This is a genomic window from Cryobacterium zongtaii (genome assembly GCF_002909375.1).
Classification (GTDB): Bacteria; Actinomycetota; Actinomycetes; order Actinomycetales; family Microbacteriaceae; genus Cryobacterium; species Cryobacterium zongtaii.
Genome location: NZ_PPXD01000015.1, coordinates 51,858 through 70,755 on the forward strand (window position 1 = coordinate 51,858; position 18,898 = coordinate 70,755).

Annotated in this window: 18 protein-coding genes and 1 tRNA gene; 7 read left to right on the top strand and 12 right to left on the bottom strand. The window is 68.2% G+C overall.

The genetic code is table 11. The annotated features are described in order from the left end of the window. Positions 1 to 46: 46 nt before the first annotated feature. Positions 47 to 1,408, bottom strand: a complete 1,362-nt coding sequence (gene aceA / locus C3B61_RS10320; protein WP_103460576.1) for an isocitrate lyase — start codon at positions 1,406 to 1,408, stop codon at positions 47 to 49. 145 nt (positions 1,409 to 1,553) lie between these two features. Between aceA and C3B61_RS10325 the strand changes: the two genes are divergently transcribed. Next, entirely contained in the window at positions 1,554 to 3,080 is a 1,527-nt protein-coding gene (locus tag C3B61_RS10325) for a helix-turn-helix transcriptional regulator (protein ID WP_103460532.1), read from the top strand. Positions 3,081 to 3,218: 138 nt separating this feature from the next. Here the strand turns inward: C3B61_RS10325 and C3B61_RS10330 are convergent, their stop codons facing one another. From C3B61_RS10330 to C3B61_RS10345, 4 genes are all read right to left on the bottom strand, one after another. Further along, positions 3,219 to 3,680, bottom strand: a complete 462-nt coding sequence (locus C3B61_RS10330) for a MarR family winged helix-turn-helix transcriptional regulator (RefSeq protein WP_103460533.1) — start codon at positions 3,678 to 3,680, stop codon at positions 3,219 to 3,221. A 106-nt stretch (positions 3,681 to 3,786) separates the two neighbouring features. After that, positions 3,787 to 4,629, bottom strand: coding sequence for a transglutaminase family protein (locus C3B61_RS10335; protein ID WP_103460534.1), 843 nt, complete (start codon positions 4,627 to 4,629; stop codon positions 3,787 to 3,789). Continuing rightward, positions 4,626 to 5,555 (bottom strand): alpha-E domain-containing protein, encoded by a 930-nt coding sequence (locus C3B61_RS10340; RefSeq protein WP_088455021.1) that lies wholly within the window; start codon positions 5,553 to 5,555, stop codon positions 4,626 to 4,628. Before C3B61_RS10340 ends, C3B61_RS10335 begins: the two co-directional genes overlap by 4 nt. Then, the gene (locus tag C3B61_RS10345; RefSeq protein ID WP_103460535.1) at positions 5,549 to 7,252 is read right to left on the bottom strand and encodes a circularly permuted type 2 ATP-grasp protein; all 1,704 of its coding nucleotides are present in this window, start codon (positions 7,250 to 7,252) and stop codon (positions 5,549 to 5,551) included. Before C3B61_RS10345 ends, C3B61_RS10340 begins: the two co-directional genes overlap by 7 nt. Before the next feature lie 222 nt (positions 7,253 to 7,474). Here C3B61_RS10345 and C3B61_RS10350 point away from each other — a divergent pair, with 222 nt between their 5' ends. Further along, on the top strand, positions 7,475 to 9,136 hold the full coding sequence (locus tag C3B61_RS10350) for an ATP-binding cassette domain-containing protein (RefSeq protein WP_103460536.1): 1,662 nt from the start codon (positions 7,475 to 7,477) through the stop codon (positions 9,134 to 9,136). Between the two features lie 47 nt (positions 9,137 to 9,183). On the opposite strand, the gene C3B61_RS10355 is transcribed toward C3B61_RS10350, so the two are convergent. The 6 genes from C3B61_RS10355 to C3B61_RS10380 form a co-directional block, all read right to left on the bottom strand. Beyond that, positions 9,184 to 9,828, bottom strand: coding sequence for a GntR family transcriptional regulator (locus tag C3B61_RS10355; protein WP_165791148.1), 645 nt, complete (start codon positions 9,826 to 9,828; stop codon positions 9,184 to 9,186). A gap of 181 nt (positions 9,829 to 10,009) precedes the next feature. Beyond that, positions 10,010 to 10,699: a 50S ribosomal protein L1 gene (rplA, locus tag C3B61_RS10360; RefSeq protein ID WP_088455017.1), complete on the bottom strand. Its 690-nt coding sequence runs from the start codon at positions 10,697 to 10,699 to the stop codon at positions 10,010 to 10,012. Positions 10,700 to 10,834: 135 nt separating this feature from the next. Continuing rightward, complete coding sequence (gene rplK / locus C3B61_RS10365; RefSeq protein ID WP_066592266.1) at positions 10,835 to 11,266, bottom strand: 50S ribosomal protein L11; 432 nt, start codon at positions 11,264 to 11,266, stop codon at positions 10,835 to 10,837. Positions 11,267 to 11,373: 107 nt separating this feature from the next. Then, on the bottom strand, positions 11,374 to 12,306 hold the full coding sequence (gene nusG / locus C3B61_RS10370) for a transcription termination/antitermination protein NusG (RefSeq protein WP_103460538.1): 933 nt from the start codon (positions 12,304 to 12,306) through the stop codon (positions 11,374 to 11,376). Between the two features lie 120 nt (positions 12,307 to 12,426). Beyond that, positions 12,427 to 12,699 carry a preprotein translocase subunit SecE gene (gene secE / locus C3B61_RS10375; protein ID WP_088455015.1) on the bottom strand — a complete coding sequence of 91 codons (273 nt, stop codon included), beginning with the start codon at positions 12,697 to 12,699 and terminating at the stop codon, positions 12,427 to 12,429. A 42-nt stretch (positions 12,700 to 12,741) separates the two neighbouring features. Then, positions 12,742 to 12,814, bottom strand: a tRNA-Trp gene (locus C3B61_RS10380). Positions 12,815 to 12,965: 151 nt separating this feature from the next. Here C3B61_RS10380 and C3B61_RS10385 point away from each other — a divergent pair. Further along, positions 12,966 to 14,168, top strand: a complete 1,203-nt coding sequence (locus tag C3B61_RS10385) for a pyridoxal phosphate-dependent aminotransferase (protein ID WP_165791149.1) — start codon at positions 12,966 to 12,968, stop codon at positions 14,166 to 14,168. 7 nt (positions 14,169 to 14,175) lie between these two features. Here the strand turns inward: C3B61_RS10385 and C3B61_RS10390 are convergent, their stop codons facing one another. Next, positions 14,176 to 15,054: a hypothetical protein gene (locus C3B61_RS10390; protein WP_103460539.1), complete on the bottom strand. Its 879-nt coding sequence runs from the start codon at positions 15,052 to 15,054 to the stop codon at positions 14,176 to 14,178. A gap of 121 nt (positions 15,055 to 15,175) precedes the next feature. On the opposite strand from C3B61_RS10390, the gene C3B61_RS10395 reads away from it, so the two are divergent. From C3B61_RS10395 to C3B61_RS10410, 4 genes are read left to right on the top strand one after another with little or no spacing between them, the layout of a single operon-like run. Then, complete coding sequence (locus C3B61_RS10395) at positions 15,176 to 16,072, top strand: ABC transporter ATP-binding protein (protein WP_103460540.1); 897 nt, start codon at positions 15,176 to 15,178, stop codon at positions 16,070 to 16,072. Continuing rightward, on the top strand, positions 16,069 to 16,950 hold the full coding sequence (locus C3B61_RS10400; RefSeq protein ID WP_103460541.1) for an ABC transporter permease: 882 nt from the start codon (positions 16,069 to 16,071) through the stop codon (positions 16,948 to 16,950). The genes C3B61_RS10395 and C3B61_RS10400 overlap by 4 nt, the downstream gene beginning before the upstream one ends. Before the next feature lie 46 nt (positions 16,951 to 16,996). Beyond that, on the top strand, positions 16,997 to 18,250 hold the full coding sequence (locus C3B61_RS10405) for a sensor histidine kinase (RefSeq protein WP_103460542.1): 1,254 nt from the start codon (positions 16,997 to 16,999) through the stop codon (positions 18,248 to 18,250). Continuing rightward, on the top strand, positions 18,247 to 18,870 hold the full coding sequence (locus C3B61_RS10410; RefSeq protein ID WP_103460543.1) for a response regulator: 624 nt from the start codon (positions 18,247 to 18,249) through the stop codon (positions 18,868 to 18,870). Before C3B61_RS10405 ends, C3B61_RS10410 begins: the two co-directional genes overlap by 4 nt. Positions 18,871 to 18,898 lie beyond the last annotated feature (28 nt).

Here is an 18,898-nt window from a genome sequence, read left to right on the forward strand (position 1 = left end):
GATCGTTTTCTCCTTCGAAGCGATGCGGATGTCTGGGCCGGGCCGGCTAGAACTGCTCGGCCTCGGTGGAACCGGCCAGCGCGAGGGTGGCGCTGGTGGGGTTGAGCGCGGTGGCGATCCGGTCGAAGTAGCCGGTGCCCACCTCCCGCTGGTGGCGGGTGGCGGTGTAGCCGTCGGCCTCCGAGGCGAACTCGGCCTCCTGCAGGTCGACGTATGCGCTCATCTGACGCTCGGAGTAGTCCTTGGCCAGGGTGAACATGGAGTGGTTGAGGGCGTGGAAGCCTGCCAGCGTGATGAACTGGAAGGCGTACCCGCAGGCCGCGAGCTCCCGCTGGAACGCGGCGATCTGCTCGTCGTTGAGGTGGGATTTCCAGTTGAACGACGGGGAGCAGTTGTAGGCGAGCTTCTTGCCGGGGAACTGCGCGTGGATCTCCTTCGCGAAGCGCTGGGCGAGCTCGAGGTCGGGCTCGCTGCTCTCCACCCAGAGCAGGTCGGCGTACGGAGCGTAGGCCAGGCCGCGCATGATCACCACGTCGGGTCCGTTCGCGGTGTCGTAGAACCCCTCGGCGGTGCGGCCGCCGGTGAGGAATTCCTGGTCACGCTCGTCGATGTCGCTGGTGATCAGGGTGGCGGCGAGCGAGTCGGTGCGGGCGATGATGATGGTGGGCACGCCCGCGACATCCGCCGCCAGCCGGGCCGCGTTGAGGGTGCGGATGTGCTGGCCGGTGGGCACGAGCACCTTGCCGCCCATGTGGCCGCACTTCTTCTCGCTGGCGAGCTGGTCCTCCCAGTGCACACCGGCCGCGCCGGCCTCGATCATGGAGGCCATCAGCTCGTAGGCGTTCAGCGGTCCGCCGAAGCCGGCCTCGGCGTCGGCAACGATGGGCGCCATCCAGTCGATGCCGGGCTCGGCACCGGATGCGGCCGCCTCGGCGCCCTCGATCTGGCCGGCCCGCAGCAGCGCGTTGTTGATGCGCCGCACCACGGCCGGCACCGAGTTGGCCGGGTAGAGCGACTGGTCGGGGTAGGTCTGGCCGGACAGGTTCGCGTCGGCGGCGACCTGCCAGCCGGACAGGTAGATGGCCTTGAGTCCGGCGCGCACCTGCTGCACGGCCTGGTTGCCGGTGAGGGCGCCGAGCGCGTGGACCCACTCGGGGTTCTCCGGGGTGCCGTTCTGGTGGATGAGCTCCCAGAGCTTCTCCGCGCCGCGCCGGGCCAGGGTGCGTTCTTCACGAACGGCACCGCGCAGGGCGATCACGTCGTCGGCGGTGTAGTCGCGGCGCACACCCTCCCAGCGCGGGTCGGCCGCCCATTCCAGGGCGAGCTCCGCGGCCGTCTGGGTCTGGTCGCCGGGGCGGGCGGCGGGGCTGCCGGATGCGGTGGGGCCGGATGCGGTGGGGTTCGTCATGGTGTTCTCCTCGGTCAGCGTCATTGCGGAACTGGTGCGTGCACCCACTCTGCTGCGCGCCACCGACCGCACCCCGGGCCCAATCCGAAGAAGAAATCCTGTTCTTCCGGTTGTGTGAACAATCGCCGCATGTGAGCATGAGCACATGGTCACCGTCGATCCAGCTCTCCCGCCCATAGCGCCAGCACCGAGCCCGTCAGCCACCGGGTCCCCCGCGCCGGGCCACGCCGAGCCGGGCGAGGGCGGCCTCGACGCGCTCACCCTGGGCCGGCGCATCCGGGACCGCAGGCACCGGCTCGGCCTCACCCTCGACACCCTCGCCGCGGCGGTGGACCGGGCGCCCTCGCAGATCTCGATGATCGAAAACGGCAAACGGGAACCCCGCCTGTCGATGCTGCGCCTGATCGCCGCGGCCCTGAACACCACCGTCGACGAACTACTGCGGACGGATGCGCCCACTCCCCGGGCGGCGTTGGAGATCGCCGTCGAACGAGCCCAGCGTGGACCGGTTTTCACGGCGCTCGGGCTGCCCCGGCTCCGGGTCGGCCCCGGCCAGCCCGACGAGACCCTGCAGACCATCCTCACCCTGCACAACGAGATCGAACGGTTGCACCGGGAACGCGCGGCCACCCCGGAAGAGGCGCGGCGGGCCAACGCCCAACTGCGCGCCGAGATGCGCGCCCGCGACAATTACTTCCCCGAACTCGAGGCGCAAGCGCTCGAGCTCCTCACGGCCGTCGGGCACTCCGGCGGCCCCGTCTCGCATCAGGTCGTGGCCGACATGGCCGCACACCTCGGCTTCTCCCTGCACTACGTCGGCGACCTGCCGCACTCCACCCGGTCGGTCACCGACAAGCGCAACGGCCGAATTTATCTGCCCACCGAGCAGGCCGCGTCCCGTGACAGCCGCTCACCGATCTTGCAGGCCTTCGCCAGCCACCTCTGCGGGCACGTCGAACCGGGAAATTACGCCGATTTTCTGCGACAGCGGGTGGAGACCAATTACCTGACCGCCGCCATCCTGCTGCCGGAGACCGACACCCTGCGACTGCTGAACGACGCCAAGGCGGCCCGGCGTATCTCGCTCGAAGACCTGCGGGATGCCTTCTCGGTGTCCTACGAGACCGCCGCGCATCGGTTCACCAACCTCGCCACCGCGCGGTTGGGCATCCCGGTGCACTTCATGAAGGTGCACGAGTCCGGCACCATCATCAAGGCGTACGAGAACGACGACGTGCAGTTCCCCAGCGACGCGCTCGGCGCCGTGGAGGGCAGCACGGTGTGCCGCAGTTGGACGGCGCGCACGGTCTTCGACGTTCCGGACCGGTTCAGCCCCTGGTACCAGTACACCGACACCCCGGCCGGCACCTTCTGGTGCACCTCCCGCATCGAGAAGGCCAAGGAGGGCGACTACTCCGTCAGCGTCGGCGTGCCGTTCGCCCACGTCAACTGGTTCCGCGGCCGGGAGACCCCGAACCGGGCCGTGTCGCGCTGCCCTGACGAATCCTGCTGCCGCCGGGCGCCCGACGAACTCTCCGGCCGCTGGGAGGGCCAGGCCTGGCCGGTCGCCCGCACCCCCACCAGCCTGCTTGCCGCCCTGCCGACGGGCACCTTCCCCGGCGTCGACCCCACCGAGGTGTATCAGTTCCTCGAGGCGCACGCCCCGGCCTAGATCCGCCGACTTCCCAGTTCGCCGACTTGCCGGAAAGTGCCCCTTCAGGTCGCCTGAAGGGTCACTTTGCGGCAACTCGCGACAGTGCGCAAGTCCGTGCAGACCGGCAGGGCGAGCGGTGTGCGGTGCGCGCGGCCGTCAGAGCGCGGCGCGGGCCAGGTCGGGCAGTCGGTGCAGGGCGTCGACCAGGGGGCCGAGTTCAGGTTCCTCTTCGGCGGCGGCGAGGGCGCCAGCCAGGGCCTCGTCGTAGACCGGCCGGGCGCGGGCCAGCAGCGCCTTACCGGCCTCGGTGAGCTCGGTGTAGATGCCGCGGCGGTCGTCGGCGCAGAGGATGCGGGTGAGCAGCGCCCGGTCTTCCAGCCGGTTCACCAGGCGGGTCGTCGCGCTGCTCGAGAGGGCGGCGGCCCTGGCGAGCTGCTGCATCCGCATGTGCCAGCCGTGCTGGCGGCTGAGGGCGTCCAGCACGGTGAACTCGACCACCGACAGGTCGAAGCCGGCCTGCAGGGCCCGCTCCAGCACGGCTTCGATGCGGCCATGCAGGGCGGCCAGGGTGCGCCAACCCTGCGCGCGAACCTCGACGGCGTCGTCTTCGATGCTCATTCGTGCTGCTCCATGCTCTTCCGACCCGACTCCGACTACACGACGCAAGTACACCGCGCTTGCAACTACCAGTCTATGCAGCGAGGCGGGCCGCGTCAGCGCCGGGCTACGACTCCCGGGTGATCTCCACCTTCACGAACAGCTGCGACCCGCTCGACCCCGCGTACACCCCGCGCAAGGGGGCGATGTCGTTGTAGTCGCGGCCGCGACCCACACCCACGTGCCGGTCACCGATGTCGATCAGGTTGGTGGGGTCGTAGCCGCGCCACTCGCCGCAGAACCACTCCACCCAGGCGTGGGATTCGCCGGTGACGGTCTCTCCGATCAGGGCATCCGGCCTGGGGTGCAGGTAGCCGGACACGTAACGGGCCGGAATCCCCACCGACCGCAGCGCGCCCAGCGCCACGTGGGTGATGTCCTGACAGACGCCGCGCCTGTCGGCCCAGGCCTCACGGGCGTTGGTCTTGACCCCGGTGACACCCTGCACGTAGGCCATGTTCTCCCCCACGAATCGGCAGATCGCCAGCGCAGCGTCACACGGGTCCAGCCGACCGGCGATCTCGGCGGCTGTGGCCACCACGTCCGCCGGCGGTTCGGTGAGCGAGGTCTGCCAGGACTGTTCGACCGAGGCCGTCGAGCGGGCCACCAACGCCGCCAGGTCCGCCCAGGGCATCGGATGCAGCGCGTGCTCCCGCGGCGACACCTCCACGAGGCTGTTGGCCGTGAGAGTGAGTTCGGCGTGCGGGGTGAGCACCTCGAACGACGACACCCTGGTACCCCAGTAGTCCACGTAGTTGTGGTTGCTCGAGACCGGGCTGATGTCCAGGTTGGAATACAGCACGAACTGGTCGGGGGAGGTGACCGGCAGCATCCTGGCCTCGTTGTAGGAGGTGGCTACTTCGCCCTGATACCTGTAGCCGGTGGTGTGGCGAATCCGTAGGCGCTTCACGAGGCTTCTCCGGTCCAGGTCGGCACCGCGCTGGTCGGGAAGTATCGGTGCCCGATCGACTCCGACGCGGTGCTGGTGGCGTCCAGCACCATGTCCATGTGCCCAGGGAGGTCGTTCAGGATCTCCATGATCGGTCGGTATTCCAGCTGGCTGCGGATCTGGCCGAGCACCCGCTGCGACGATTCGGAGACGCCCAGCCGGTCCGTGCGGGGTTCGAGTTCCTGCAGGCACTGCTCGGCCCGGGAAATCGAGAACACGATCGACCGGGGAAAGAGCCGGTCCAGCAGCAGGAACTCGGCGGCGTTCCGTGCCGACGGCACCCCACGATAGGTGCGCAGATACGACTCGTATGCCCCGCAGGAGCGCAGGATCGTGGTCCAGGACGGTCCGCTGTTCTCGGTCAGTGACCGGGTGGCCAGCAGCCGTGCGGTCATGTCGGCCTGCTCGAGGCTGCGGCCCAGGGTGAAGAAGTGCCAGGCGTCGTCCCGGCTGGCGCTGGACTCGACGATGCCGACGGCCAGGGCCGCGCGTTCGCGCACCCAGCCGAAGAAATCGTGCGTCTTGGCGCTGGCGATGTTCTTCGGCATCTTCGTGTAGGTGGTGTTCAGGCATTCCCAGAGCTCGGTGGAGACGATCTCCCTGGCCCGGCGGGCGTTCTCCCTGGCGGCACCGAGCGAATACGCGATCGACGCCGGATTCGTGCGGTCGGCCGCCAGGGTCGCCAGCACATCCTTGCGGGTGAGGTCACGGTCCGGGGGCACCGGGCTGCCCATCAGGTGCAGCAGTGACCGGCAGGCCAGGTTCTCCTCGATCCACGGGTCTTCCAGCAGCAGCTGCAGGTGCACATCCAGGATGCGCGCGGTGCCGTCGCTGCGTTCGATGTAACGGCCGATCCAGAACAGGCTCTCGGCGATGCGGCTCAGCATTCCAGGGTCCCGTCTGCGGTCGTGACCGCGGTCACTGTGCGCTGTCGCTGTTGCTGTTGCTGTTGCTGTTGTTCCTGGTCCTGGTCGCCGCCCGGCGGGGTGTCCTGCGGGGAGTGGTCGGCGACCCTGGGCGGGATGATGGAGATCGACTGGGTATTCGCGGCCTGGTCATTGACGAGGCCCTGGATGTTCCGGGCCGACCCCATGCTGTGGAAGTCGGGCTCGAGGCCGATCACCCAGGTGTCCTTGGAACCGCCGCCCTGGCTGGAGTTCACGACGAGCTCACCCTCGGGCAGAGCCACCCGGGTGAGGCCGCCGGGCAGCACCCAGACGTCCGTCCCGTCGTTCACCGCGAACGGCCGCAGGTCCGCGTGCCGGGGCCGCATGCCGTCGTCGACGAGGGTCGGGATGGTGGACAACTGCACCACGGGTTGGGCGATCCAGCCGCGCGGGTCCAGGAGCAACTGCTTCCGCAGGGTCTCCAACTCGGCCTTCGACGCGGCGGGGCCGACCACGAGGCCCTTGCCGCCGGAACCGTCGACGGGCTTGACGACCAGCTCATCGAGCCTGTCGAGCACCTCCTCGAGCGCGAGGGGGTCTTCGAGCCGCCAGGTGTCGACGTTGGGGATGATCGCGTCTTCGCCGAGGTAGTACTTGATCAGCTCGGGCAGGTAGGTGTAGACGAGCTTGTCGTCGGCGACCCCGTTGCCCACGGCGTTGGCGATGGTCACATTGCCCAGCCGCGCGGCCATCAGGATGCCCGGTGATCCCAGTTGCGAGTCGGCGCGGAACTGCAGCGGGTCCAGGAACTCGTCGTCGACCCGGCGGTAGATCACGTCGACCCGGGTGGGTCCGGCCGTGGTGCGCATCCAGACCCGGCCGCCCGAGCAGAACAGGTCGCGGCCCTCCACCAGCTCCACGCCCATCAGCCGGGCGAGCAGAGTGTGCTCGAAGTAGGCCGAATTGAAGACGCCTGGGGTGAGCACCACGATGTTCGGGTCGTCGACGCCGGCCGGGGCCGAGGCACGCAGGGCCTGCAGTAGCTTGTTGGGGTAGTCGCCCACGGGGCGCACCCGCATCGAGACGAACAGCTCGGGCAGGGTCTGGGCCATCACACGTCGGTTGGAGATGACGTAGCTGACCCCGCTGGGCACCCGCACGTTATCTTCGAGCACCCGCCAGGCCCCCATCTCGTCGCGGATCAGGTCGATACCGGACACCTGGATGCGCACGTTGTTCGCCGAGACGATTCCGGCTGCCTGGCGGTGGAAGTGTGTGGACGAGGTGATCAGGCCGGCCGGGATGACACCGTCGCGCACGGCGGCCTGGGGGCCGTAGATGTCAGCGAGGAAGGCCTCCAGTGCGAGGACCCGCTGTTTGATGCCGGCCTCGACGGTCACCCACTCCGGCTGCTCGATCACCCGGGGCACAGCGTCGAGCGGGAAAGGACGTTCCTCGCCGGCGAAGTCGAAGGTCACGCCCTGCGCCAGGTAGGAGCTGGCCAGCGCGTCCGTACGGCCCCTCAACTCCTCCTGGGTCATTCGGGCCAGAGCGCTGTACACGTCCTTGTACGCGGCCCGCGCCTCCGAGGGCGCGAGCGACGACGGGTCGGGGAACATTTCGTCCCAGGCCGACGTCTGCCCTCGCTCACGGGGCGGTGCGGAGGTAGCGCCATAGCCACTGAAGAGGTCAACCATGTCTGGATGCTAACCGTCCGGTGTTGCCGGATTGTTTCCTGACCGTGACGCTGCCGCGCACCACCGAGGTTGCATACATGTTGCATCGATCAACCAGCCAAACGGGGCGACATGAGAACAGATGTGGCCCACAGACGCCTTTTTTGCATACAGTTAGCTCAAGTCCGATTCTGGTACTCCGCAAGGCGGTGATGTGGCCGCACCAAGCAGATCCGAGCACTCATGCGCACAGTTGCAGGGCCCAGACGGTTGGGGTTGCTGATCCTGGCCTGCCTGGCCGGCGCCGGCGTGCTGGTGGCGACGCGGCTCAGTGGCGCCGATGGTGCGCTGCTGCATCCGCTCTCGGACCGGCTCCCCCTCGCGACCGCCGGCACGCTGGCCGCACCGATCCTCTCCGGCCTGCTGGGCCTGGGCGGGGGCCTGGTGGCCGCCCGTCGCAGCGGCTGGATCGACCCGAGGCTGCGGTCGCTGGTGGGGGCCGGTATCGGTGTCTGCCTGGCCTGGCTGGCGCTCGTCCTGGTCTTCTGGTTCGCCGTCCAGGCCGAACTCATGCCGGTGCTGGAGGACGGTCCGACGGCCCGTGCCGGCGCGAGCGCCCTGAGCTCCGTGCTGCTGCCCGCCACCGTGATCGTGTTGGGGGCCGCCACGGCCATCACGGTGTCTGTGCGCGCTGCGACTCGGGTGGCCGCGATCGAGGGACACGTGCAGACCGCCCGCAGCCGTGGCCTTCCCACCACCGCACCGGTCATCCGCCGGGTGTTCCGTCGCACGCTGCCCACCATCCTGGCCATCCTGCTCGTCGAGTTCCTGGTGCTCTACGCCAGCGCCCTGACGGTCCAGGCCGTGTTCACCACACCGTCCCTCGCGACGATGCTGCCGTTGCTGCCCGCTGAGAGCCTCCCGTTCGTGCTCGGTGCCTGCCTATTGTGCGTAGTCGGAGTGATCATGACCGGCGTCACGGTCGCTTCGGCCGCACTCGGCCCCGCGGCCCCGCGGCAGACCCGGCCCACGCCCGGCGGACTCGCCGCCGCGCTTCTGGCGGACTCCCGTCAGGCCAAACCGGCCCTGCCGTCCACGACGTTTCGTTCGACCGACCTCCTCGATATCAGGGACCTCTGCCTGCACGATGGTTCGGCGCACGAGCCTCGAGACGCGCTGCACGGCATCAGCCTCACGGCCACGCGCGGTCAGGCGCTGGCGGTCGTCGGCGGCGGCAGTGACGCCACCTCGTCGCTGTGCCACGCCATCGCGGGTCTACTCCCGCTCGACAGTCCGATCCGGTCCGGGTCGATCCTCTTCGACGGCACCGAACTCGTCGGCCTCGCCGAAGCGGAGTTCCGGCGCCTGCGCGGGCAGCAGATCGGGTTTCTCCCGGCACCGGCAGCGGATCGTCTGGACCCCGACGTCCGCATCGGCCACCAACTCGCCGGGATCCTGGCCGGACGGCCGGGACACTCCCGATCCCGCGCCCGGTCCGCCGCCGCGCTTCTCACCGCCGTCGGCGTCGACAACGTCGAGGCCGTGTTGTGGGCGTATCCGCATCAGGTCTCGGCGCTGATCAGCCAGCGGGTGCTGCTCGCCGGTGCCCTCGTTCGCGAGCCGCAGCTTCTCATCGCCGACAATCCGACCGAGGGCCTCGACACGGCCGATGAGGAGAGCTTCCTCGACTCTCTGCACGCGCTTCAAAAGCAGCTTGGTTTCACCCTCATCGTGGCATCGCCCAGGGCTGAGATCATCGCCAGGTGCGACCGCGTCGCGGTCATGAGCGACGACACCATCGTCGAGCACGCTTCGGTCCCCGAGCTGCTCATCGACCCCCGTCACCCGCACAGTCAGCGGATTCTCGCCGACCGTTCATCAGGGCCACGGCCGATCGGCCGTTGACCCGACGGTGCCGGCCGGACGGTGCCGTCCAGGCGGCGCCGACCAGATCAGCCCTCGGTGCCAGAGACGGCGTTGCGGGCTCCGAGGATATGCCCCCGCATCGCCACCTCGGCCCAGATCGCGTCTCCGGTGCGAAGCGCGGTGAGGATGTCGCGGTGCTGGTGGTTGCTGCGCGCGCGGTACTCGGCGCCGCGCCGGCGGAAGGCGGCCGCCATCAGCGGCACCCTGGCGACGGACGAGGTGAGGGTCATCAACTGGGGGCTGCGAGAGGCCGCAACCACGATGTGGTGGAATTCGGCGTTGAGGCTGCTCAGCGCGGCGAGGCCGGCGTCGTCATCCGCTGTCAACACGGGTTCCATGGCGTCGATCAGCGCGGCGAGCCTGTCCAGTTCCTCCGCCGTGATGCGGCTGGCCGCCAGCCCGGCGGCGCGGCTCTCGAGTCCGGCCCGCACCATGTACGTCTCGCGGACCTCCTCGACGCTCCAGGCCACGACCGTGGCACCGCGATTGGGCACGAAGGTCACCAGCCCGGCCTCGTCCAGTCGGCGGAGAGCTTCCCGCACCGGGGTCCGGCTGACTCCGAGTTCCGCGGCCAGAGCCTGTTCTCTCAGCATGGTGTTGGCGCTCAACTGGCCTGACAGGATGCGGGCGCGCAGGGACAGGTAAACCGTTTCACCGCCTGTTGACGCCACGGATTCCTCCCCCTGGGCAGAGGCACACCCCTGCCGCATGTCGAGCTTTACACACCGCGGCCCCTAAAAGAGGGATACGGCCGAAAATCAGGATCGAGCGCCTCGTACTGGGGGTAGCGAGGTCATCCGGGCACGAAAAAGGGCCCGTCTTTCGACGGGCCCTTCCTTCAAGACGGAATCCTTAGATGCTGTTCACATCGAGCGGGATGCCGGGGCCGAACGTGGTCGACACGGCGCCCTTCATGATGTAGCGGCCCTTGGAAGAGCTCGGCTTGAGGCGAACGATCTCCTCGAGTGCTGCACCGATGTTCTCGTTGAGCTGGTCGGCGGAGAAGGAAGCCTTGCCCACGACGAAGTGCACGTTGGAGTGCTTGTCGACGCGGAAGGCGATCTTTCCACCCTTGATGTCGTTCACGGCCTTGGCCACGTCGGGCGTCACGGTTCCGGTCTTCGGGTTCGGCATGAGGCCGCGCGGGCCCAGGACCTTTCCGAGACGACCGACCTTGCCCATGAGCTCGGGGGTCGAGACTGCAGAGTCGAACGAGGTGTAGCCGGCGGCCACCTTCTCGATGAGCTCGTCGCCACCGACCTCGTCGGCGCCGGCAGCGATGGCTGCGTCGGCCGCGGGGCCCGTTGCGAAGACGATGACGCGGGCGGTCTTGCCGGTGCCGTGAGGAAGAATCACGGTGCCGCGGACCATCTGGTCTGCCTTGCGGGGGTCGACGCCGAGCTTGAGCGCGACCTCAACGGTGGAGTTGAACTTGACGGAACCGGTCTCGCGGGCGAGGGTGACGGCTTCGGTGGGGGTGTAGAACTTATCGGCTTCGATCTTCTCGACCGCAGCGCGGTAGGCCTTTGACTTCTGTGCCATTTGAATCTCCTGTAGATGCATGTGCTGAGAGCGTGGTTTTCGTGAGCCTGGCTGGCTCTTCCACTTGGTGCCTGTCGGCAGATCGAGATCGATCATGCCCGTCGGCTGGTGTTCGACGAATCGAACGAAGGGGTATTAGCCCTCGACCGTGATGCCCATGGAGCGAGCGGTTCCGGCGATGATCTTCGACGCAGCGTCGAGGTCGTTGGCGTTGAGGTCAACCATCTTGGCCTCGGCAATTTCGCGAACCTGCGCCTTGGTGAGCTTGGCAACCTTGACGGTGTGCGGCGTTCCGCTGCCCTTGGCAACTCCGGCGGCCTTCTTGATGAGCTCCGCTGCGGGCGGGGTCTTCAGGATGAACGTGAACGAACGGTCGTCGTAAACGGTGATCTCAACCGGGATGACGTTGCCGCGCTGGGATTCCGTCTGGGCGTTGTATGCCTTGCAGAATTCCATGATGTTGACGCCGTGCTGTCCCAGCGCCGGCCCGATGGGCGGTGCGGGGTTGGCGGCGCCGGCCTTGATCTGAAGCTTGATCAGACCAGTAACCTTCTTCTTCGGTGCCATTGTTCTTCCTTCGTTATTGATGTTCGAGCGGCCGCGAAGGTCGCTCTCCCGGTGGCCCGGATGGGCCCCGGTGGTTCAGGGCTCTGCTGGCTGGAGGCCGGCGGAGCCTAAAGCTTGGTGACCTGGTCGAAGCTGAGCTCGACCGGGGTCTCACGCTCGAAGAGCGAAACGAGCACGATGAGCTTGCCGCTCTCGGGCTTGATCTCGCTGATCGAACCGGGCAGGCCCGCGAACGAGCCTTCCTTGATCGTGATGGTCTCGCCGATTTCGTAGTCGATCTCGGCGGGCAGGACGCGCTGTGCGGCCTTGCCGGGAGCGCCGGACTTGGTGGCCGGAACATCCTTGATCTCAACGAGGCCCTTGAGCATGCCGAAGGCCTCTTCGAAACGCAGCGGGGTGGGGTTGTGCGCGTTGCCCACGAAGCCGGTGACGCCGGGGGTGTGACGCACGACGGACCAGCTGTCTTCGTTGAGATCCATGCGCACCAGCACGTAGCCGGGGATGCGAACACGGGTGACCATCTTGCGCTGGCCGTTCTTGATCTCGACGACGTCTTCCATCGGGACCTCGACCTGGTAGATGTAATCTTCCATGGCCATCGACTGCTTGCGGTTCTCGATGTTCGACTTCACGCGGCGTTCGAAACCGGCGTAGGAGTGGATGACGAACCACTTGCCGGGCTGGAAACGCAGTTCCTTGCGGAAGGCCTCGTAGGGGTCTTCGTCTTCGGCGTCGACCTCTTCTTCGTCTTCGACGGCTTCGACGGCGGCCTCGGCCTCGTCGGCGTTGTCGATGTCGAGGGCGTCCTCGACGATGGCGTCGGCTTCGGGGTCGGTCGACTCGGAGAGAGCGTCCAGGGCGGCGTCGAGATCGACTTCGATGTCGGCGTTTTCGTCTTCGACGTGCAGGGCGACCTGCTCGGCGGCTTCGACGGACGTTTCGTCGGCGGCGAGGGTGTTACCCTCCTGCGCCTCATCGTCGTTGGAGGACTGCTCGGCGGCGGTGGCCCAGTCGACGTCGTCGCGATTGGTCTCAGTCACTAAATATCAATCCTTCTTCTATTGCGTGGGCGTGAGGCCGCACAGTGTTGTTCACTGCTGTGGTGCTGGCTCACCGATCCACGTGCATGATCAGTCTGGATGCCGCTCTCGCGGCACCGGTCAACTGGGAGTGCCGAATACGTACGTGACGACGAGCGCGAACACCCAGTCGAGTGCCGATACCAGCGCCATCATGATCACGACGAAAATCAGAACCACTCCGGTGTAGCTGAGCAGTTCCTTGCGGGTCGGGGTGACGACCTTGCGAAGTTCGGCCAGGACCTGCTTGATAAACAGGGACACCCGAGCGAATGGTCCGCGCTTTGTTTCGCGGGCCACTTTGGCGTTGGCGACGATTTCCTCGCTGGGTTCGTCGATAACTTTTCGGGCCACCTGTTACACCTTTCGTGGGCCGGCGGAAAGACCACCGACTTGCAGGGCGGACAGGACTCGAACCTGCAACCTGCGGTTTTGGAGACCGCTGCTCTACCAATTGAGCCACCACCCTATGAAGCGAAACCGTCCAGCTTCAAACGACCAAAATAGGCGCAAAAAAGCTTGGCAGATTTCAACTACCGGACCAAGTCTAGGTCACGGCGAGAGCCCTGTAAAGCCAGCCCCCCTGTTCCCCGAACACGACCGCCCCGTATGCTCGTACCGTGGCACACGACATCAAACGGATTTCCACCAGAATCGGCTCCATCGCGGAGTCCGCGACCCTCAAGGTCGACGGCAAGGCCAAGGCGCTGCAGGCGGCCGGCCGGCCGGTGATCAGCTTCGCTGCGGGCGAGCCCGATTTCCCCACCCCGCCGCACATCGTCGAGGCCGCTCTGGCCGCCGTGTCCGACCCGCGCAACCACCGGTACACCCCGGCGGCCGGGCTGCCGGACCTGCGCGAGGCCATCGCCGCGAAGACCCTGCGGGACAGCGGCCTGGCGGTGCCCCCGTCCCGGGTCCTCGTGACCAACGGTGGAAAGCAGGCCGTCTACCAGGCCTTCGCCACCCTGCTCGATCCGGGCGACGAGGTGCTTCTGCCCACGCCGTACTGGACCACGTACCCCGAGGCGATCCGCCTGGCCGGTGGCGTGCCCGTCGATGTGTTCGCCGGCAGCGACCAGGGCTACCTCGTCACCGTGGAGCAGCTCGAGGCTGCCCGCACCGACAAGACCAAGGTGCTTCTGTTCGTCTCGCCGTCCAACCCCACCGGCGCCGTCTACTCCGAGGAGCAGACCCGCGCCATCGGCGAATGGGCCCAAGAGCACGGGCTCTGGGTCATCAGTGATGAGATCTACCAGAACCTCACCTATGACGGTGTCAAAGCGGTCTCGATCGTCGAGGTCGTCCCAGCGCTGGCCGACCGCACCATCCTGGTCAACGGCGTCGCCAAGACTTACGCCATGACCGGCTGGCGGTTGGGCTGGATGGTCGGACCCCAGGATGCGATCACCGCCGCGGCCAACCTGCAGTCACATCTCTCCTCGAACGTGTCGAACATCTCCCAGCGCGCCGGTATCGCCGCGCTGAACGGCCCGCAGGACGACGCCGAGGCCATGCGGGTTGCGTTCGACCGTCGGCGCAAGCTCATCGTCGCCGAGCTCAACAAGATCCCGGGCATCCGCACGCCCACCCCGCAGGGCGCGTTCTACGTCTACCCCGACGTGACCGGACTGCTCGGCCGCAGCTGGGGCGGGGTCACCCCCACCTCCTCGCTCGAGCTGGCCGACCTGATTCTGGATCAGGCCGAGGTGGCCGCGGTTCCCGGTGAGGCCTTCGGCCCCAGCGGCTTCCTGCGGCTGTCCTACGCTCTGGGTGACGACGCGCTCTTGGAGGGTGTCCAGCGCCTGCAGAAGCTGTTCTCCTAGGCCCGGCTCACTCCGGACCGACTTTCCCCGGCCCGTCGATGATGACGGCGAGACCGGCCCGCAGCTCCTCGAACGGGCTGCCGCCGGCGTCGACCAGCGAGGTCGGGCACCGCACCACGATGTACATGAACGATTCCGACAGTGGCATCGCCCTGGCCGCGATCTCGTTCGTGTAACTCACGCCCGCTTCAGGATCCACGTAGTCGATACGGGTGGTGAGGAACTCGATGCGCTCCGCGGCGCCGGGCAGGTTGATGCCGAAGTCGGTGAATCCGAGTTCGCCGACCAGCGTGGCGTCGTTTCCGGCCGACAGCAGCTGCTGCTCAAGCGCATCCACGGTTGCGAGAGTGTCGGTGAGATCGTCCGTCGCGCCGGCGTCGTAGGCGCTCTGCACGTTCTGGGATGACGTCAATTGGCAGCCGAGCTCCGAATTCTCGGACTGGTTGATGCCTTGCTCGTCGAACACGGTGACCCCCCAGCCGTCCAGGATCGGGTATCCCCACGCCGGGAAGGTGCCCCCGAGGTCGACCTGGTCGTCGAGGGACACGGTGCCCTCCTGCCCGGCGAGATCGGCGCCGGAGGTTGACGCGGGCGTCGGTGCGTCGGTCGGCTCCGCGACGTCGGTGGCTGCCTCCGTCGGCACCGCGAGCACTCCGGCCCGGCCCGCGTTCACCCCGTCGACCACGCTGCCGCCGACCAGGAAACCGCCGACCACCGCACCCGTGATGGACAGCACCGCGAAGCCCGCCACCGGCAGCCACAGCCACGGCCGCAACGCGCTGCGACGTTTCTCAGGCGCACCGCTCACCGGAGCGCCGGCCACTGCCGGGTCCCCCGCCGCTCCCGTGGGCTCCTGGTGTGTGTTGGCTCCATTGGCGTCGTTCATGGTGTTTCTCCCCCGGTTTGTTCCCCGAACCCTATCGACCTTTGGCATCCACCGGGTGGTGGATGGGCAGGTCGGTCGGGAGGGTGTTGCCCAGAATCAGCACTGGGACGATTGTGGGTACATGACTACTTCACCTCCGGCAGTGCGCGTCTCGCGGCTGAGTAAGTCGTACGGCGCGTTCGATGCCGTCAACGACATCAGCTTCGACATCCGCCCCGGCGAGACCTTTGCGCTGCTCGGACCCAACGGGGCCGGCAAGAGCAGCACCATCGAAATCCTTGAGGGCTACCGCGACCGTTCAGAAGGCGACGTCACGGTCCTGGGCGTTGACCCGCAGCACGCCGGTCTGGACTGGAAGGCCCGCATCGGCATCGTCCTGCAATCCAGCGGTGAGAGCGGCAACGCCACAGTGCTCGAGCAGCTGCGGCACTTCGCGAGCCTGTACCCCAACCCCCGACCGGTGGAGGAGGTCCTCGCCGCGGTCGGGCTTGAGGAGAAGGCGAAGACCCGCATCCACCGGCTCTCCGGCGGTCAGCAACGACGGGTGGATGTTGCGCTGGGCATCATCGGCCGGCCGGAACTGCTTTTCCTGGACGAACCGACCACCGGATTCGACCCCGAGGCCCGGCACCAGTTCTGGGATCTCATCCGCACCCTCAAGGGTGAGGGCACCACCATTCTGCTGACCACCCACAACCTCGACGAGGCGGCGGAGCTCAGCGACCGCGCCGGCATCATCGTGGGCGGCAGGCTCATCGACATCGGCACGATCGGCGAACTCGGCGGCCCCGCCGCCCGCATCCCGATGGTGCGCTGGCGAGACGCCGACGGGGTGCAGCGGGAGGCGCGCACCGAGACCCCCGCCGGCCTGGTCGCCCAGCTGGCCAGGGACCTCGGCGGCGAACCCGCCGAACTGCAGGTCATCCGACCCAGCCTCGAAGACATCTACCTGGGCCTGGTGCGCGGTCACGCGGCCGGCAGCACCAGTGACACCGCAAGCACGGAGGTACTCGCATGAGCGCGACCCTGACCCCGCAACCGACCCCACAGTTGCCCCAACCGGTCGGTCACCGCACTACTCGGCATGGGCTGTTCAGCCTGGGCCTGGCCCGCATCGGCTTCGAGATCAAGCTGTACTTCCGCTCCACAGACACCGTCTTCTTCACGTTCCTGTTCCCGTTCATCATGCTGGGCATTTTCACCGCGGCGTTCAGCGCTCAGGGCAACATCGGCACGAACCCGGACGGCTCCGGCGGCATCAGCGTCGGCGCGTATTACCTGCCCGGCATGCTGGCCGCGGGCATGCTGCTCTCCGGCCTGCAGAACCTCGCGATCGACATCGCCGGCGAGAAGGGCGACGGCACCCTCAAACGGCTCGGCGGCACCCCGCTGTCGCCGCTGAGCTACTTCATCGGCAAGATCGGCCAGGTGCTCGTCACGGGCATCCTGCAGGCCGTGCTGCTGCTGATCGTGGCCCGGTTCGCCTTCGACATCGCCCTGCCCACCGAGCCGGAGAAGTGGCTCACCTTCATCTGGGTGTTCCTGCTCGGCGTGATCACCTGCGCGTTCCTGGGCATCGCCCTCTCGGCCCTGCCGCGGTCGGGCCGCAGCGCGTCGGCCGTGGTGATCCCCATCGTGCTGGTGCTGCAGTTCATCTCCGGCGTCTACCTGCAGTTCAACGCCCTGCCGGAGTGGATGCAGAACGTCGCCAGCCTGTTCCCGCTCAAGTGGATGGCGCAGGGCATGCGTGCGGTGTTCCTGCCGGACAGCTTCGCCGCCCAGGAGCAGAACGGCGCCTGGGAGTTGGGCCTGGTGGCGATCGCGCTGCTGATCTGGCTGGTGGTGGGGCTCGTCGGCAGTCGGCTCACCTTCCGTTGGATCCGCAAGGACTCCTGATGCACCCGCCGTGCCCGGGGCGTGCGGCACATGGGATGCTTGTCGCATGAGCACACGGCGCTGGTGGGATGTGGCGGTCGCCGGGGCGCTGACCGTCCTCGCCGTCATGGCGATCGAGGGCTCCGGCGGTGGCGCACCGGCACGGATCGGGGCGCTCCTCAGCCTCGCGGCCGTCGGCGTGGCGTACCTCGGTTGGGGCCGCATGGCGATCGCCCGGGCAACCGACCGTCCGGAGGTCGCGCCCTCGGTTGCCGACACCGGTTTCCGGGTGGTCGTGATCGTGGCCTGCGGCGTCGCGACGGCGTTCGACCCGAGCATGGCCACGCTGCAGACGTTGGTGTTCCCGTTTCTCTGGGTGCTCGCCAGAACATACCGGGGCGCGGTGCTGCTCAACATCACCCTGGCCACCGTGACCGGGCTGGGCCTGTGGATCAGCGGCGGGCGCACGGCGGACGCCGCCGTGCAGGCGGCCGCCATCGAAGGGATCTCATTGGCGTTCGCCCTGGCGATGGGCACCTGGATCTCCCGCATCGTCGAGGCCGGCGCCTATCAGCGCCGGTTGGTGGAGGAACTCACCCTGGCCCAGGACGAGCTGGCGGCGGCGCAGCGGGATGCCGGCAGCGCGGCCGAGCGTGAGCGGTTGGCCCGCGAGATCCACGACACCATCGCGCAGAGCCTCACCAGCCTGGTGATGCTCACCCAGCGCACCCGCTCCGAACTCGCCGCCCTTCCCGGCGACACGTCGACCGTTGCCGACAGTCTCGACCTGATCGAGTCGACCGGGCGCGACGCTCTCACCGAGGCCCGTGCCCTGGTGGCGTCGATGTCGCCGGTGCGCGCCGCCGACGGCGACCTCGCTCACACCGTGACCCGGCTCGCGGAACGCTTCGAGAGGGAGACCGGGATCCAGGTGACCGTCGAACTCACCGGCCTCGACCCGGCGAGCGCTGACCCCGGGACCGAATTGCTCCCGTTGGACCGCGCCCTCGAGGTGGTCCTGCTGCGCTGCGGTCAGGAGGGCCTCGCCAATGTGCGCAAACACTCCGGCGCCGGCGCCGCCCGCATCGCCATCGCTCGCACACCCCACGAGGTCGCCCTCACCGTCACCGACAACGGCAGGGGCCTGGGCGCTTACCGCCCGGAGTCCGAGCACGGCTTCGGGCTGACGGGTATGCGCGACAGGGTCGGCCTGGTGGGCGGCCGGCTCGAGGTGACCGACGCGGAGAACGGCTCCGGCACGGTGCTGCGGGTGACCCTGCCCCTGTTGGTGACGGCGCCCAGCACCGGCGGGCGCGGATGATCCGGGTGCTGGTCGCCGACGACCATCCGATCGTGCGCGGCGGCATTGTGGGCCTGCTCGGCGGCGCCGACGACATCGAGGTGGTCGGCGAGGCCGCCGACGGAGCCATGGCGGTGCGTCTGGCCGGCGAGTTGCGGCCCGACCTGGTGCTGATGGACCTGCGGATGCCGCACCTGGACGGCGCCGCAGCCACCGCGCAGATTCTGGCGCAGAACCCGGCCACCCGGGTTCTGATCCTCACCACCTACGAGTCCGACGACCAGATCCTCGGCGCGATCGCCGCCGGCGCCAGCGGCTACCTGCTCAAGGCGGCCCCGCAGGCGGAGATCATCGAGGGTGTGCGCTCGGTATACGGCGGCCAGACCGTGCTGGCGCCCGTGATCGCCGCCCGGCTGGTGCAGCGGGTGCGGGCGGATGCCGCGCCGGCGCCCCGGCTGTCGGCCCGCGAACTGCAGGTGCTGCGTCTGGTGGCGGCCGGCGAGAGCAACCCGCAGATCGCCAGGTCGCTGTTCATCGGCGAGGCCACGGTGAAGACGCACCTGCTGCACGTGTTCGAGAAGCTCGGCGTGGGCGACCGCACCCGGGCGGTCACCCTCGCGATGGAGCTGCGCCTGCTCTGACGCATCCGCTCGCCCTGGTGCCGCCTGC

Excerpts from the sequence above, each read along its gene's own strand:
- aceA (WP_103460576.1), bottom strand. The coding sequence starts at position 1,408 with ATGACGAACCCCACCGCATCCGGCCCCACCGCATCCGGCAGCCCCGCC.
- C3B61_RS10325 (WP_103460532.1), top strand. The coding sequence starts at position 1,554 with ATGGTCACCGTCGATCCAGCTCTCCCGCCCATAGCGCCAGCACCGAGC.
- C3B61_RS10330 (WP_103460533.1), bottom strand. The coding sequence starts at position 3,680 with ATGAGCATCGAAGACGACGCCGTCGAGGTTCGCGCGCAGGGTTGGCGC.
- C3B61_RS10340 (WP_088455021.1), bottom strand. The coding sequence starts at position 5,555 with ATGCTGAGCCGCATCGCCGAGAGCCTGTTCTGGATCGGCCGTTACATC.
- C3B61_RS10345 (WP_103460535.1), bottom strand. The coding sequence starts at position 7,252 with ATGGTTGACCTCTTCAGTGGCTATGGCGCTACCTCCGCACCGCCCCGT.
- C3B61_RS10350 (WP_103460536.1), top strand. The coding sequence starts at position 7,475 with ATGCGCACAGTTGCAGGGCCCAGACGGTTGGGGTTGCTGATCCTGGCC.
- rplA (WP_088455017.1), bottom strand. The coding sequence starts at position 10,699 with ATGGCACAGAAGTCAAAGGCCTACCGCGCTGCGGTCGAGAAGATCGAA.
- rplK (WP_066592266.1), bottom strand. The coding sequence starts at position 11,266 with ATGGCACCGAAGAAGAAGGTTACTGGTCTGATCAAGCTTCAGATCAAG.
- C3B61_RS10390 (WP_103460539.1), bottom strand. The coding sequence starts at position 15,054 with ATGAACGACGCCAATGGAGCCAACACACACCAGGAGCCCACGGGAGCG.
- C3B61_RS10395 (WP_103460540.1), top strand. The coding sequence starts at position 15,176 with ATGACTACTTCACCTCCGGCAGTGCGCGTCTCGCGGCTGAGTAAGTCG.
- C3B61_RS10400 (WP_103460541.1), top strand. The coding sequence starts at position 16,069 with ATGAGCGCGACCCTGACCCCGCAACCGACCCCACAGTTGCCCCAACCG.
- C3B61_RS10405 (WP_103460542.1), top strand. The coding sequence starts at position 16,997 with ATGAGCACACGGCGCTGGTGGGATGTGGCGGTCGCCGGGGCGCTGACC.
- C3B61_RS10410 (WP_103460543.1), top strand. The coding sequence starts at position 18,247 with ATGATCCGGGTGCTGGTCGCCGACGACCATCCGATCGTGCGCGGCGGC.